Origin of the sequence: Methylomonas sp. MED-D (genome assembly GCF_050276835.1) — a bacterium.
Taxonomy (GTDB): domain Bacteria; phylum Pseudomonadota; class Gammaproteobacteria; order Methylococcales; family Methylomonadaceae; genus Methylomonas; species Methylomonas koyamae_A.
The window spans coordinates 2972795-2986974 of the sequence record NZ_CP189965.1; the positions used below are offsets into that span (position 1 = coordinate 2972795).

15 protein-coding genes are annotated in these 14180 nt (G+C 55.0%); 3 read left to right on the forward strand and 12 right to left on the reverse strand.

Annotated elements, in window-relative coordinates:
* Window positions 1-308: 308 nt before the first annotated feature.
* Both ACQE3E_RS13140 and ACQE3E_RS13145 read left to right on the forward strand, forming a co-directional pair.
* A complete protein-coding gene (locus tag ACQE3E_RS13140) occupies window positions 309-845 on the forward strand; it encodes a flavoprotein (protein WP_064030220.1) in 537 nt (178 codons plus the stop codon).
* Window positions 842-2236 carry a DUF6513 domain-containing protein gene (locus ACQE3E_RS13145; protein WP_427500631.1) on the forward strand — a complete coding sequence of 465 codons (1395 nt, stop codon included), beginning with the start codon at window positions 842-844 and terminating at the stop codon, window positions 2234-2236. Before ACQE3E_RS13140 ends, ACQE3E_RS13145 begins: the two co-directional genes overlap by 4 nt.
* Window positions 2237-2275: 39 nt before the next feature.
* On the opposite strand, the gene ACQE3E_RS13150 is transcribed toward ACQE3E_RS13145, so the two are convergent.
* The 7 genes from ACQE3E_RS13150 to ACQE3E_RS13180 form a co-directional block, all read right to left on the reverse strand.
* Window positions 2276-2506 (reverse strand): hypothetical protein, encoded by a 231-nt coding sequence (locus ACQE3E_RS13150; RefSeq protein WP_427500632.1) that lies wholly within the window; start codon window positions 2504-2506, stop codon window positions 2276-2278.
* A 280-nt stretch (window positions 2507-2786) separates the two neighbouring features.
* A complete protein-coding gene (locus ACQE3E_RS13155; protein WP_427500633.1) occupies window positions 2787-3446 on the reverse strand; it encodes an HAD-IA family hydrolase in 660 nt (219 codons plus the stop codon).
* A gap of 90 nt (window positions 3447-3536) precedes the next feature.
* Window positions 3537-4220, reverse strand: a complete 684-nt coding sequence (locus ACQE3E_RS13160; RefSeq protein WP_427500634.1) for an HAD family hydrolase — start codon at window positions 4218-4220, stop codon at window positions 3537-3539.
* 115 nt (window positions 4221-4335) lie between these two features.
* Entirely contained in the window at window positions 4336-4902 is a 567-nt protein-coding gene (locus ACQE3E_RS13165; protein ID WP_064030209.1) for a hypothetical protein, read from the reverse strand.
* Between the two features lie 453 nt (window positions 4903-5355).
* The gene (gene ada, locus ACQE3E_RS13170; protein WP_427500635.1) at window positions 5356-6429 is read right to left on the reverse strand and encodes a bifunctional DNA-binding transcriptional regulator/O6-methylguanine-DNA methyltransferase Ada; all 1074 of its coding nucleotides are present in this window, start codon (window positions 6427-6429) and stop codon (window positions 5356-5358) included.
* 126 nt (window positions 6430-6555) lie between these two features.
* The gene (locus tag ACQE3E_RS13175) at window positions 6556-6801 is read right to left on the reverse strand and encodes a hypothetical protein (RefSeq protein WP_427500636.1); all 246 of its coding nucleotides are present in this window, start codon (window positions 6799-6801) and stop codon (window positions 6556-6558) included.
* 10 nt (window positions 6802-6811) lie between these two features.
* Window positions 6812-7246, reverse strand: coding sequence for a carboxymuconolactone decarboxylase family protein (locus ACQE3E_RS13180; protein ID WP_427500637.1), 435 nt, complete (start codon window positions 7244-7246; stop codon window positions 6812-6814).
* Between the two features lie 117 nt (window positions 7247-7363).
* Between ACQE3E_RS13180 and ACQE3E_RS13185 the strand changes: the two genes are divergently transcribed.
* The gene (locus ACQE3E_RS13185) at window positions 7364-8830 is read left to right on the forward strand and encodes a PLP-dependent aminotransferase family protein (protein ID WP_427500638.1); all 1467 of its coding nucleotides are present in this window, start codon (window positions 7364-7366) and stop codon (window positions 8828-8830) included.
* Between the two features lie 143 nt (window positions 8831-8973).
* Here the strand turns inward: ACQE3E_RS13185 and ACQE3E_RS13190 are convergent, their stop codons facing one another.
* From ACQE3E_RS13190 to ACQE3E_RS13210, 5 genes are all read right to left on the reverse strand, one after another.
* Complete coding sequence (locus tag ACQE3E_RS13190; RefSeq protein ID WP_427500639.1) at window positions 8974-10107, reverse strand: methyltransferase; 1134 nt, start codon at window positions 10105-10107, stop codon at window positions 8974-8976.
* 1 nt (window position 10108) lies between these two features.
* Complete coding sequence (locus ACQE3E_RS13195; protein WP_427500640.1) at window positions 10109-10720, reverse strand: TetR/AcrR family transcriptional regulator; 612 nt, start codon at window positions 10718-10720, stop codon at window positions 10109-10111.
* A 113-nt stretch (window positions 10721-10833) separates the two neighbouring features.
* Window positions 10834-11448 (reverse strand): hypothetical protein, encoded by a 615-nt coding sequence (locus tag ACQE3E_RS13200; RefSeq protein ID WP_427500641.1) that lies wholly within the window; start codon window positions 11446-11448, stop codon window positions 10834-10836.
* Window positions 11449-11483: 35 nt separating this feature from the next.
* On the reverse strand, window positions 11484-13028 hold the full coding sequence (locus ACQE3E_RS13205; RefSeq protein ID WP_427500642.1) for a non-canonical purine NTP pyrophosphatase: 1545 nt from the start codon (window positions 13026-13028) through the stop codon (window positions 11484-11486).
* Window positions 13021-14025: a beta-ribofuranosylaminobenzene 5'-phosphate synthase family protein gene (locus ACQE3E_RS13210; RefSeq protein WP_427500643.1), complete on the reverse strand. Its 1005-nt coding sequence runs from the start codon at window positions 14023-14025 to the stop codon at window positions 13021-13023. Before ACQE3E_RS13210 ends, ACQE3E_RS13205 begins: the two co-directional genes overlap by 8 nt.
* Window positions 14026-14180: the final 155 nt, after the last annotated feature.

Sequence of the window (14180 nt, forward strand, 5' to 3'; positions counted from 1 at the left end):
CCGCGCGCGGACTATCCGCCGGCTGAGCGACACGAGTCGATCCGGCGCGGACTATCCGCCGGCTGAGCACACGAGTCGGCCGCGCGCGGACTATCCGCCGGCTGAGCACACGAGTCGGCCGCGCGCGGACTATCCGCCGGCTGAGCGACACGAGTCGATCCAGCGCGGACTATCCGCCGGCTGAGCGACACGAGTCGATCCGGCGCGGACTATCCGCCGGCTGAGCGGAGCCGAAGCCGAAGCCGGTCCCGAACGGCAAAGCCGGCCGCTTCCAGTATAATAAGCACCCCGCCACCGACACCTTGACCATGACTACGCCGCGTCTCGCCTGGGCCATTACCGGTTCCGGCCATTACATAGAAGAATGCCTGGAGTTTATTTTGACGCTGGATCATGTCGATCTGTATCTGAGCCAGGCCGGCGAGGAAGTGCTGAAAATGTACGGCATCAAACTCGACGACATCCGCGCCCAAATGCCGGTGTACCGCGACAAGGCCGCCTCGGCGCCGCCGGTCGGTCTGTTTTACAAGGGCGATTACCATACCTTCGTGATGGCGCCGACCACGTCCAACACCGTCGCCAAATGCGTGCTCGGCATCGCCGATTCGCTGGCGACCAATTTGTACGCCCAGGCCGGCAAGTGCCGGATTCCGAGCATTATCTATCCCTGCGATACCGCACCGGAAATCGAAACCACCGCGCCCGGCCACAAGAAATTCATGGTCTATCCCAGGCCCATCGATTTGGAAGCCACCGACCGCCTACGCCGCTTTCCTTACACCCAGGTCGTCGACGACGTGGAGCAATTGATCGTCGCGGTCAAGGCCAGACTGGCGGCGCTATGAGCGAAAAAATTCTGTTCATCACCGGCAAATTGGCGGAAAAGCAAGTCCGCCAAGTACTGGAAGCGATGCAGCCGGAATTTCAGTACAAGGTGCACGTGATGGGCGTGACGGTGGCCGCGCTGATTACCGTGGACATGATTATCCGCCGCCTGCCGGATGCGCAGGGCGCCGACCGGGTGATACTGCCCGGCCGCTGCCGAGGCGACTTGGCGGTGCTGAGCCAACACTTCGGCGTGCCGGTCGAGCGCGGCCCTGAGGAAATCAAGGATTTGCCGCAGCATTTCGGCATGGCCGCCCACCATTACGATTTGAGCAACTACCGCACCAAGATCTTCGCCGAAATCGTCGATGCGCCGAACATCGGTATCGAGGCGATCTTGCAACGCGCCGCCTACTACGTCGCCAACGGCGCCGACGTGATCGACATCGGCTGCCTGCCCGGCACGCCGTTCCCGCATTTGCGCGAGACCATCCAGGCCTTGAAGCAAACCGGCTACACGGTCAGCATCGATTCGCTGGAAGACGCCGATTTGCTGGCCGGCGCCGGGGCCGGCGCCGATTACATGCTGAGTTTGACCGAGCGCAGTTTGTGGATCGCCGACGAGGTGGCGGCCACGCCGATTTTGATTCCGCAAACCCACGGCGACCTGAGCACGTTGGACAAGGCCATCGAAACGCTGCTAGCCAAGGGCCGCGCCTTCATCGTCGATCCGATTCTGGACCCGATCCATTTCGGCTTTACCGAATCCGTGGTTCGCAATCACGCCTTCCGCCAACGCTATCCCGAGGTGGAGATGATGATGGGCGTCGGCAATTTGACCGAACTGACTCACGCCGACACTTCCGGCATCAATGCATTGTTGCTGGGCATTTGCTCGGAACTGGACATCGGCCACATCCTGGCCACCGAAGTCAGCAAGCACGCCTGCCGGGCGATCCGCGAGGCCGACCGGGCGCGGCGCATCATGTACGCCGCCAAGCAGCACAATACCCTGCCCAAGCACATTGCTCCCGACTTGCTGACCGTACACGACACCGCGCCGTTTCTGAACAGCCGCGAGGAAATCGAGACGCTGGCCGGGCAAATCAAGGACCCGAGCTACCGGATTCAAGTCAGCGGCGACGGTTTGCACGTGTTCAACCGCGACGGCCTGCACACCGCGCTGGACCCGTTCGAGCTGTATCCGAAGCTCGGCGTCGAAGCCGACGGCGGCCACGCGTTTTATTTGGGTGTGGAACTGGCCCGCGCCGAAATCGCCTGGCAACTGGGCAAGCGCTTCACCCAAGACCAGCCGCTGAATTGGGGCTGCGCCGGCCGGGCGACCGAAACCACGGTCGATTTGCACACCTTTAAGCCGGCGGGAACGACGATGAAGCGGCACGAAGACTAAGCCGCCAACGCCCCGGTCAATGCCGGCGACGGGCGGGATTTAGAGTTTGAATTTTGCCGCCAATTGACCCAGTAATTGCGCTTCCGACGCCAGTTCCCTGGCATTCATCTCGGTTCGTTCGACCGTCACCGCTAAGGCTTGCGCGCCATGCGATACCGATTCGACGCGACCGGCCGTTTCCCCGGTTGCGCTGGCTTGTTCCTTCAGCGCCATGTTGATGCTGTCGACGGACATCGCGACGTGGCTTTGAGATTCCACGATGTTCCGCACCGAATCGCCGGCGTTTTTCGACAGGCCACGTCGAAATCCACCCCTTTCACGCCGTTTTCATCGCGGTGACGGCCGCTTGAGAGACTCGCCGAATTTTCTCCATCATCAGCCTAATCTCGGTAGAGGATGAGCCGGTGCGCTCGGCCAATATGCTGACTTCGGCGGACGTTGGCTACCCAAAATTGTTGACGTTCTTTTGCCGTCATACTTTTTTTCCTATGGTCTTGCATTCGGGCGAAATTTTCACTGATTTTGGCGGTTGCCGGTGGGGCCTGAATGGCTAACGATTGAATGCCGCCATATTAGTAAACCGCTTGAGCAGTTGCGGCAGCTGGGACATATCATCGAATACCGTATTGCCTGCGGTCCGATACGAATCGGCCACGCCGGTTCGTATAAAATGCAGCGGCGTCATGCCTGCGGCTACCGCAGCCGTTACCCCCACTTCGCTATCTTCAATCACTACGCACCGGCTCGGTTCAAAGCCCATTGCACTGGCGGCATATTCGAATAGCCCTGGATCGGGTTTCCACGAACCGATCTCATAGGAACTGAATAGATTGTCACCAAAATAGGCAGCAAGACCGCTGACTGCCAAGGCTTGACGGATTTTCGGAAGCGGCCCGCTGGAGGCAATGCATTTCGGCGAATTCAGGGTTGCGAGCATTTCCAAAACGCCCGGCATGGGCTTCAAATCACACGCGAAGAGTGCCGCAACCCGCTGGCGATAGCGCTGTTCAAACGAATCCGGCAGCTTTAGGCCAAGACGGTGTTCAAGGTCAATCAGAATCGAACTTAGTTTTTGGCCGCGATAGCGCTCGATCAAGGTCTCCAGCGGATCATCCAACTGCGGAAGCAGGTCGAGAAAGGCTTGATTGCACAGTCCTTCGCTGTCCACCAGTGTGCCGTCCAAATCGAAGATGACACAAATATTATTCATCTACCGCATTGCCTACGCTTCGATACGCCATAGCTGGCCGACTCCGGTCATTTGGTCTGAATTCCGATCTAACCGGTCACGGTTATCAGGTCATGCATTGGCTAACAACTCGCGCGGAAATTGCTCAAAACTCTCGATCACGGTCGAGACCCCTTGGCAGGCGAGAAGCTTGTTGTGCGTTTCAAGCGGACCAAGACCGACGATATGGCCGATATTGGCGGCATGGGCGGATTGGAAACCGGAAATAGCGTCCTCGACAACGATGCAATCGTACGGCGGCAAACCAATATTGGTTGCCGCCTTGGCGTACATATCCGGCGCGGGTTTACCGGGAAGAGCCCCGTCGTCGAAGACAATCCGTGGCAGATCGAACCACTTATCCAGACCGAGGTGTTGGATGAAAAAATCCAGATTGGTTTTTTCGGAGGCTGTCGCGATGGTACGCGGTATACCTTTGCTAGAAACCAAGTCAAGCAGCGCTTCGGCACCGGGAGACAAAACAAACGTCTCGGGATTTTTTAAACATAAATCCCGATACATTGACTCCTTGATTTGTATCAGCTCAAGCAGCTCTGCTTCTTGAAAGTTTCTGCCGCGGAGATAGCTCAAAATGTGACGATTGGTACGGCCATGCACATGGATTGAAAATTCGTCGTCACTTAAGGGTAAACCTCTAAGACGTAGCGCCGTCGCTTGCCAGGCCTGAACGTGCAGCGGTGCATCCCAAAGCAAAACGCCGTTGAAATCAAAAATTATGCCTTTGTATTTCATCATGATTACGGGTAGCGATACAGATTGAGGCACCGTACGGTTGGGCAAAATGATGGCCTACGGCTTATCGCACCAACCCCATTTTTGGTAGGGGACATTGCCCTACTTGACGCCATTTTCAGAGCACCCCACCCAGCGATTCCTTGAGCGGTATGTCGGCGTTGCGTTTGTACCAGTCATTGAAACGCTGACGATAGGACTCAAACGGCTGATGCAGTTCTATACGCGGATCGTTGCTCAGAGCATAGGCCATGCCTTCGATTAGCCACGGCTCGCCGGTTAGCAGTGCCAGGCTGCCGAAGTGGTCGGCCTGCCAATGATGGATGAGCTCATGCGCCACGTAGTGTTGTTGCCAACCGCGCGGCGCGATGGCAATGGCGAAACTGCCCAAGGTGAATCCGGCCTGGTTCGATAGACCGAATGCAGACCGGCATGGCTCGGTGCGACAAAAGACGATCTTCGGCTCGCCGATAGACAAGCCCCATTGCGCGGCAAGATAAGTTTTCGAGTTGGAAAGTAGCGACTCCGCGGCCGTAAGCTGAGAAACATCGTCTATGCACAGGTTTTGTTCGTTGCAACGGACGCCGAATGCTTCCGGAATCAGCACCCGAACCGGTTTGAAAACCGCTAACGCCGAAATCGGCAACAGCAGCAGAATCGCCACAGCCCAACCAGTGAATTTCATCAACCTTCCTCCATGCCAGCTAACGCAAAGTACATGCGTGCCTCGTTATTGGTAACCGAATTTTGGCTCATTTTCCGACCGCCGACCGGAATAAGACCGTTATGCTGATAAAAATTGAAGTCCGCTCGAATTCCGGAACGGCGGCGTGCAAAGCTCGGTGCATGACCAACTCAACGGGCTGATTTAATCCAAGCATTCGAGCTGCCAGTCCGGATAATTTGTCAACGTCCAATGAAGCCGACGTATGATCGATGCTCAGTTCTATTTCGGCGGCCATGGGTAAAAAACGGAGCGTCAAACAGGCCGGTGAACCGTGCCACACGATGCCCTTACGTAATTGGTTAGCTTGGACGGTTTCGGCAACCGCCAAGGCATCGCGAGCATGGAAAGACAAAATATCCTGTAATCGGTAATTAGTAGGTAGCGGCAATGTGCAAGACAATACGCCTGCATTCATGATTGACTCTCCCGCCGCAACAACTCGGCTTTGCGCTCCACCCCCCAACGATAACTGGACAAACCGCCATCCGAGCGAACGACTCGGTGACACGGAATTGCGACGGCCAGATTATTGGCCGCACAGGCGCCGGCCACCGCGCGTACTGCCTTCGGTGCGCCTATGCGTTGAGCAATATCGGTGTAACTGACTTTCTCGCCGACTGGGATTTGCCGCAAAGCTTGCCAAACCCGCTGTTGAAATGCAGTACCTCGCATGTCCAGCGGTAAATCCAAGCCGATGGCAGGAGCTTCAACCAAACCGACCACTTTGGCAACCCATTGTTCGAATTCGTTGTCGCCACCGATCAGTTCAGCCTGAGGGAAACGGTCTTGTAACTCTCGAGCCAGGCGGCCGGGATCATCGCCCAAGGCAATGGCACAAATTCCGATTTCGCTGGCCGCCACCAGAATAGAACCCAATGAGCATTCGCCCAAGGCAAAGCGAATTCGGCTATTGGCACCGCCGGCACGGTAGTCGGATGGCGTCATACCCAATAGTTGCGGCGATTGCTCGTAAAAACGGCTGCTGGAATTGTAACCGGCATCATGGATGGCCGCAGTTACCGACTGACTTTTCGCCAGTTGACTCCGAACCCGGTTACCGCGCTGGGCTGCCGCATAGGCTTTAGGTGTCAAGCCAGTGATGGCCTTAAAAATTCGATGAAAATGAAAGGTACTTAGTCCGACGATAGCCGCCAACTCGGTAAGGCTAGGCTCGGTTTCGGCTGTTTCAAGCAAACGGCAGATTTCGGTCACTTTATCGGCGTGCTGTTCGCGCAAGGCAGGTTGATCCGGTTTACAACGCCGACAGGGGCGGAATCCAGCGGCTTCAGCTTCTTCTCGACTGAGATAGAACTGCACATTTTCAGGTTTGGCGGTACGCGCTGGACAAGACGGTCGACAATAGACGCCGGTAGTTTTGACCGAGTAGAAAAAGCGACCGTCGGCTGCCGGATCGCGGGCCAGCACGGCTCGCCAACGAGGATCGTTTTCTGTTGGCAAAGCGTCGGTTTCAATCGGCTTCGGCATGTCGGCTCCGGATTTCGTTCATTCACGCCGTTAATTTACCCAAATCACCGTTCTTGAACACTCCGAGTCTTGCTTTCAAATTCAAATTAGCTTGCTATCAAAACATCTGGAGCATTACTTAACCGTCTAAAGCGTTATGAGCTTTTCAAGATAGGTGCCGTACAGCAGGTTTTCGCCCAGACGAAACCCAATCAGACCTCGCCATTGCTGGTTGCGACGAAATCCGGCCAAATGATAGCCGGCTTGAGCTTGCCGCTGCACTTGGGCCACAAATGCCACCGCATCCGGCAAATGGGGACGAAGTATGCTCATCAGTGGGTAAACCGCCACGATGTCATCGTTTTCAATAATCTCGTCTATAGATTGCATCATCGAGTTCCGCTTACTCAATTTCCGGCGGCGTTCTCGATGCAATCATCAACCGGTTCCAGGCGTTCATTTCGGCTACCGCAAGCGTCAGGTCGGATAATTCATGTTCACTGAATTGCGCTTTAGCCAGCCGATAGACGGATTCCGGTACCTCAGCGTCCCTTAACGCCGTGACGGCTTCCGCCCAAGCCAAAGCCGCCAATTCTCGTTTGGTAAACACATTGGCTTCCTTCCAGGCCGCCACCAGATGGATCTTTACGATGGATATGCCGTTCTGTTGCGCCAATGACGCATGCATATTGATGCAATACGCGCAGCCGTTGATTTGCGAGATGCGCAGCCGTATCAGTTCGAGCAAGCCGTGATCGAGCCCGCAGCCCTGTACGTATTGATGCAAACCGTACATGGCCTGATAGCCGCTGGTTTGATAGCTGAAGCGTTGGGTCATGAGCTACTCCTAATACTGTCGGTCACGTGAAATTGGTGCTATTCTCGCCAATCGAATGGTTTAATAGAAATACCAATAAGTGAAAAAATAACCAGACCAATTCATCGAAATAGAATCGTGAGATTAGCGGAACAGATTGAACTTTCCATTGCAGCGAAACCGGCGCAATGCTCGATCAAAGACTGGATTTACAGCGAGATTCGCTTGGCTATTTTGAGTGGCCGTTTGAAACCTAACGTCAGACTGCCCACTACCCGCGATTTTGCCAAACACTACGGAGTTTCCCGCAGCATGGTAGTTTTGGGCTATGAACAATTATTGGCGGAAGGCTATATTGCGTCCCGTACCGGCAAAGGTACGTTTGTCTCAGCCAAACTGCCGGATAGTCTGGATAGTGCACCCGCCCCACAAGACCGCGCCGCGGTTTCGGCAAAAGGCAGGCTATCGCAACTGGGTCAAGTACTGGCGGACAGCCCTTTTTTTTACGGCGCCGCCGAATCCGCTCCCGTTCCTTTCAAACCCAATCAACCCGATTTCGAGCACTTTCCGTTGAACATCTGGAACCGTATCGCCTCCAAACGTGCGAATGCCTTGCGTCCGCGCAGAATGGGTTACGCCGATCCGACCGGCCATCGTCCGTTACGCGCTTCGATTGCAGAGCATTTACGGTATACGCAGCGCATTAGCTGCACACCGGAGCAAGTGATCATCACCCACAGCGCCCAGCAAACCCTGGATTTGTGCGCACGCTTGCTGCTCGATCCCGGCGATACGGTGTGGATGGAGGACCCCGGCTATCCCGGCGCGAAAACCTTGTTTGCCGCCGTCGGCGCACGGGTGCATGCCGTACCGATTGATTCGAACGGAATGGATATCGAAGCGGCAATTCAAAAGGCCGCACACGCCAAACTGGCCTACGTCACTTCCGCCCACCAATCTCCAATTGGCCCAGCACTAAGCCTCGAACGCCGAATCGCGCTGCTAAAGTGGGCGGAACGCCATCAAACGACGATACTCGAAGACGATTACGACGGCGAATTCCGCTTCCACGGTACTCCGATGGCACCGATCAAAAGTCTAGATGCCAGCGATCGGGTAATTTATATGGGCACGTTCAGCAAACTGTTGTTTCCGAGTATCCGTTTGGCTTATGCAGTGGTACCGGAGTGGCTGCAAACACCGTTTGCGTCGGCGATGAGCCTGACCTGCCGCCATGTCGGGCTGGAAGCTCAAGCGGTGCTGAGCGAATTTATTGCCGAAGGCCACTACGCCAGACATTTGCGACGGATGAAGATGGTCTACCAGGAACGCGCCGAAACGTTTATTACCGCCTGCGATAACCAGTTGAAAGGCCTGCTCGATGTTTGCCCGATTTCCACCGGACTCGACGCCTGCGCATACCTGCCGGAAGGGTTCGACGACGTCGAGGTAACCGAGCGCTTAAAACAAGGTGGCATTGAAGCACGGCCGCTTTCGTTTTACGGCATCGAACGTAAGCCGCCCAGCGGTTTGGTTTTGGGTTTCTCGGCGTTCAGGCCGGAGCAGATTGTCAGTGGAGTTTGCCGGATAAGCGAAATTCTATGACATGCTTTGAAATTGACTGAAGACTGAACTATTCGCCGAAGCAAAATTGGCTAAACCAATGCTTGCTTAAAATCACTAACAGCAGCGTCAATTACAAACTTGCCAAGGCCTATCGCGCAAGCTATCGCCGGTTAATTGCCGCGTCATGGCGACGAACGTCGTTGAACGGTACGCAACACGAGGATGTTTCCAAAGGTCCTTAAGCCCACCACCTCCTGCAGCACCAATCCGCTCTGATCCAACAGGCGCCGCCATTCCGCCAGCATCCGCTCCCGGCCGCGGGTGTTGACGAACATCTGCATGTCGAACGCGGCCGTGGCGATGTCGGCGTGGCTGTCCGGCATCAGCATTTCCATCACGGCGATGGTCGCGTCACAGTCTGCGGCGGCGCTCGCCACGTTGGATAAAGCCGCGATGCAAGTGGCATCGTCGAAGCCATGCAGCACGGCGCTCAGCAGGTAAATGTCCTTGCCGCTTTGCGCCTTGGGCACGGATTGTAGCAGATCGCAGGCTTCGAAGCTGATGCGCTGCAACACGGCGCCCTCGCCCTGGTCTTTCCAGAACTGCGCCGCGCCTTGGATGACTTGTTCGCGGTCGGCCACCAGCGCCTTGAGCTGCGGATAATGTTTAAGGATGGCGAGCGATTTTGCGCCCTTGGAGCCGCCGACGTCGACGATGCGCTCGAAGCGCGACCAATCGAAATCGCTAACAAAGCTGTCGCCGGCCAAGGCTTCCACGCTATCCATCGCTTGCGTGAACAGCTTATCGAATTCGGGGTGGCTGTCCATATACGAGTAAAACGCCTGCCCGTGCGCCGATTCGAACGGCACGCCGCCGCTACGTACGCCCTGCTCCAATTGCTCGAACCACGGCCGGCTCATTTCCGGCGAATTGTGCATCAGCACCATGGCGCGAACGCTGTGGGGATGATCCGGGCACAGGCAGGACGAAAGCTGGTTGTTGCGGAAACGACGCGGCGAGACTTCCTCGAACACGCCCAATGCAGTTAGCATGCGCAGCAGACGGTAAAGCGCATCGGCGTCGGCGGCAACGCGTTCGGCTAGGGTTTCGGCGCTTAACGCGCCATCGGCCAGCGCGCCGGCGAGGTCCAGCCGCGCGGCGACATACAACGCCCGCGATTGCCAGAAGGCCGAACCGATTTGGATCAAGCGGAACGGCGGAGGCACGAGTTTGTTGGGCAGGTTTTGTAGCCAGGCGCCGAATCGGGCGAGTTTGGCGAAGCGGCGCACCGCGCCGGCGTTCTTTTGCAATGTCATGTCACGCTCCCTCTTGTGCGGCGACCATGCCCGCCGCCAACAGCTTGCCGTTGAAAGCGGCGAGTTCGTCGAGGAAGGCTTCGTCCATCTGCCCGCCCATCTGTTCCTCGAAGATGTCTTTCAGCAGCATCGGCATCATCGCAAGGCTGACGAAAGCCATCCGCGCCACGTCGGGATTGACCGCCTGATCGACCTGCCCGCTTGCCTTCAGTTGTCCCAGTCGCCGCGCGCCGCCACTGCGGCCGCGTTCCAACAATTGCAGGATGAAGCGCCGGCCCGGCCCGTGATTGACGGCAAGCACCTTGAGGATAAGCTTGGGAAACTCGGGATGCTTGCGCATGGTGTCGTAATAGAAGCGCAGATAGTCGGCGAAACCGCCGGCCTCGGACAGCGTATCGCTGTCGAGCATGTCCAAGAGAGGCTTGAGCGTCTCGCGGATCATTTCTTCGTAGAGGCCTTCCTTGTTGCCGAAGTAATAGCGGATCATCGAGATATTGACGCCCGCCTTGTCGGCAATCGCTCGGGTGGTAACCTTGTGGTATTCGTCGGCGAGGAAACAGTCCAGCGCCGCCTTGAGCAGCCGCGCGTAAACCGGATCGGGAATGTCGTTCATCGTAAAAACTCCTGCAAACCATGACGGCGGCAGGTTAGCACCGGCGGTGCAGGTGCCCTAGCAGTTTTGCCAATCAAGATGCGGGGTTTGATTGAACGGCAAGCCGTTCGCAGTCAGCGCAGCAAGCGAACCCCAAGTAACATGCAGCCTACGGCAAAGGTGAAAATCCCAACGATAGACACGTACACCGAAATCATAGGCCCCAGCGCATACACCACGGCGCCGACGAAGATCAATAATGCAGCCGGCTTGGGATAGAATGCCGAACGGTAGATAGCCAGGCAAAACAGCACGATGCCGATCAATATCGTCGCGGAACCCGAAATTCTAAACGCCAACACCGCCGGATCGTTTTTGATGACGGCGTCGCGTAACAGAAAGGCGGTTTCGGGATAGCGGGCGATGACGGGATAAAGAAACAACTCCCAAGTCACCTTGCAGGCTTGCAACAAATAAGCCGCCTCGACGAATAAAAAACCCACAGCGCCCTGCACGCCGGCCGTGTCGCGCATCCTGGCATAAACCGCATAAAACCCGACCAGCAAGGCTAACACGCCAGCGAAGGCGACCAGCGCCAAAGGCACCCAGCCAGGACTGCGCACCACCTCGGCATAGTCGAAGCTTCCGATCCCTAACGGTAGCAGGATTGGGAACAAGACTGCATAGGCGCTGAGCAACAGCGATCCCAAGATGATGGCGATGCCGCCGAGTTTTTCGAAAATTGGCATGTGCCTCCTGTTTCGATTGATGGCGGTTTTAGCCATTATAATAATTTCGCCTTCCCTAGCCCTGTATTGGACAAGCGATATTTGCGTTTGCCGTCGATCAATTTTATTTCGTAATACGGATAAAAACGTTGATTGAAATAGCGGCTAACGTTGTTTTTACTGCGCTGCCGATCTGCCGGTTGGTCGCGGTTAATCAGGTGGGCAATTTCGGTGGTCGTGAAATAATTGCGGTCAGACCATTGATTCAATAGTGCCGTCAGAATCAGCTTCTCGAGATCGCCTGCGGTCAGTGGATTCATCTTGATGCCTTCCGGGAACGGCCACTCCGATAAATATCGGGCAGCGAATTCGTTAAAGAATGTCGCCGTGCTGGCTTCGTTTATAATCGAATCGGACTGTATCGTTTTCGCTAATTCACCGAGGCCCATCGAGAATTGTTGTAAATCCCTACGTTCGAAGCGCTCCCAAGTATCCTGCGTTGCTTCGCGTCCCCGAAGGCAAGATCGTTCGAATCGAATTTTAGGTTTTGCATCAATATAAACCGGCACAATCGGCTGGTGGCAGTCATAGTGTTCATAAAACCAAATCAGTTCCTTGGGCGAACGAAAGCCGGTAATCACAGTCGCCAGCGGCCGATTGAAGCGAATATCTTCCAACACCTGCTCGGCAACGATTTCGGGTTGATCTTGCAAGGCTTGTTCGGCAAAGTCGCCGATAGGCACCGTCGAACTGACGCCGTGGCGCTGGTAATAGCTGCGGTACATAAAATCGCTAGCTTCGATGTGGTAATAACCGTAGCTGTCCGCCAAATGTTCGGCCAACGTGGTCTTGCCCGCGCAAGAAGGGCCGCAAATAACGAATAACGGCGCGGCGGCCTCAAGCTGATATTGTTTAGGTGCCGTCTGGCGTTTTCGGATTTCACTCCGATTTTCTAAAAAACCGAGCATTTCGCGAAAAGCGCGCGCGCGAAAATCGTGTTTATCGGCTTCCTCGATAGGCAACAAACTAATCGGGTCTTGGCCCCCGTCCGGTACGAACCATTTATTGAATGTTTTGTTATCCAACCACGGATAAAGCAGATTGGTTTCAAAATCACGTTCATACTCGATAACATTGCCGAAACTGAAACTGGTAAATATTCGGTAACTATCGTTCGAATCTTTCGGCCGCAATTCCGGCGGCAAATGCAAAACCAAATCGGAACGCACCCGGCAACGCCGATCGTTACCCATATTCCGTAAGGTTTCGTCCAACTGGGCAAATTGAGTTTCCTTCATCCAGTATTTGACGTCCAAGCCCGGAACTTCCCGTTCTTTGCTTAATGCTTCGATGATGACCGAAGTATCTTCGATAAAGAAAAGTTTATGTCCGTCTTTCGATACAAAGTTTTTCCAGCGTTGCAAAGCATCTTGATAACTGCGCGCGATCAATTCCGCGCGGTCGTAAATGCGCGGCTCTTCGTAATTTGCCCCGAAAGTCTTCTCGCGAAATCCGACGATGCGCACGGCGTAATCTCGGCATAAATAACGGGCGTGAGCCAGTTTAATCGGGCTGGAAGTGAAAAATACGATTTCAACCATAAATGATTTCCCGGCCGCGATTGTCCGGGCGGGTGATCAACCACTCGCAATCCGGCCGCGACTGGCGCATTGCGGTAACGATGCGGTTCACGTCGTCAGCCAGAAAAAATAAACTCGGCCCTAGACTGGACATGCCGACCGCATCGGCACCCGCCGCATAGATGGCCTGTTCTAGTTCGAATAATGCCCCGCCGTATTCTCGGCGTTCCGCTAGCTTCCAGGCACAGTTTTGCACGGCTTTCAAGGCGGCGCAGAATGCCGTGCGGTCGGCTTCGCGCAGAGCGGCATATAGCCCGAACAAGGTGTGGTAAACGGTTTCGTAAACCTTGTCGGCCGGTAACGGGCAAGTACGCCGGAAAAAATCGCGTTCCTCGGCTTGGGTTTTATGCGCAATCGCCGCCGGCATGCAGATGCCGAACTCCCAATCCGGCATCGGGCCTTGGTCGAGCAGTAACGGCGCGGGTTTGCTGCCGTTCAGATGCGACGGCGAGAACACGCTGTCATCGACCTTGCGGCCCAGATCGAACACATAACCGCCGGAAAAGTAGCTATGGATGCCGACGCCCGATGTACCACCGCGTCCGGATGCTGCGACCAATTCGGCAGATGATATTTCGGAACCGTTGAGAATATGCAAAGCTTCCAAGCAAGCGAGGGTCACGGCTGTGCCGGAACCGAAGCCGGCGTGGGGGCGCATGTTACCTTCAATCTTGATATTAAAAGCATATTTAAATTGATGATGGTTTTTCTCATTTCTCAACAAGGTAAGTAAGCGTTCGATGCCATCATCGGTTACAGTGATTTCACGAATATCATTAAAAGAGAAAATAGATGATTTTGTGAAGCTTATTTTGCTGTTTGGGTTTCTTATCGCAAATCCTAGGCCTCCATTAATACGATACCCTTCGTAATGTAATGAAATAAGCGTTAAGTGAAGGCGAGAGTTGATAGATAACAATAAATCGCTATCTATTAAACTCATTCGCATGCATTCCATTCGGTATTAAAATATTCAATGTAATGCTTCGCAAATGCACTATCTATTCGTAAATGAATGGCTGGAGTATATTTGCTTTCAACATGAGGGAAAACTGGTCCAACAATACATTCATTGTCAATTATCATTATGCTATGTGCAGGCTCATGTTTATA

What these genes read in the sequence shown, in the direction of transcription:
- ACQE3E_RS13155 (WP_427500633.1), bottom strand. Translation starts at nt 3,446, where the DNA reads ATGAATAATATTTGTGTCATCTTCGATTTGGACGGCACACTGGTGGAC.
- ACQE3E_RS13205 (WP_427500642.1), bottom strand. Translation starts at nt 13,028, where the DNA reads ATGGTTGAAATCGTATTTTTCACTTCCAGCCCGATTAAACTGGCTCAC.
- ACQE3E_RS13190 (WP_427500639.1), bottom strand. Translation starts at nt 10,107, where the DNA reads ATGACATTGCAAAAGAACGCCGGCGCGGTGCGCCGCTTCGCCAAACTC.
- ACQE3E_RS13175 (WP_427500636.1), bottom strand. Translation starts at nt 6,801, where the DNA reads ATGATGCAATCTATAGACGAGATTATTGAAAACGATGACATCGTGGCG.
- ACQE3E_RS13145 (WP_427500631.1), top strand. Translation starts at nt 842, where the DNA reads ATGAGCGAAAAAATTCTGTTCATCACCGGCAAATTGGCGGAAAAGCAA.
- ACQE3E_RS13160 (WP_427500634.1), bottom strand. Translation starts at nt 4,220, where the DNA reads ATGATGAAATACAAAGGCATAATTTTTGATTTCAACGGCGTTTTGCTT.
- ACQE3E_RS13210 (WP_427500643.1), bottom strand. Translation starts at nt 14,025, where the DNA reads ATGGAATGCATGCGAATGAGTTTAATAGATAGCGATTTATTGTTATCT.
- ACQE3E_RS13200 (WP_427500641.1), bottom strand. Translation starts at nt 11,448, where the DNA reads ATGCCAATTTTCGAAAAACTCGGCGGCATCGCCATCATCTTGGGATCG.
- ada (WP_427500635.1), bottom strand. Translation starts at nt 6,429, where the DNA reads ATGCCGAAGCCGATTGAAACCGACGCTTTGCCAACAGAAAACGATCCT.
- ACQE3E_RS13165 (WP_064030209.1), bottom strand. Translation starts at nt 4,902, where the DNA reads ATGAAATTCACTGGTTGGGCTGTGGCGATTCTGCTGCTGTTGCCGATT.
- ACQE3E_RS13180 (WP_427500637.1), bottom strand. Translation starts at nt 7,246, where the DNA reads ATGACCCAACGCTTCAGCTATCAAACCAGCGGCTATCAGGCCATGTAC.
- ACQE3E_RS13195 (WP_427500640.1), bottom strand. Translation starts at nt 10,720, where the DNA reads ATGAACGACATTCCCGATCCGGTTTACGCGCGGCTGCTCAAGGCGGCG.
- ACQE3E_RS13140 (WP_064030220.1), top strand. Translation starts at nt 309, where the DNA reads ATGACTACGCCGCGTCTCGCCTGGGCCATTACCGGTTCCGGCCATTAC.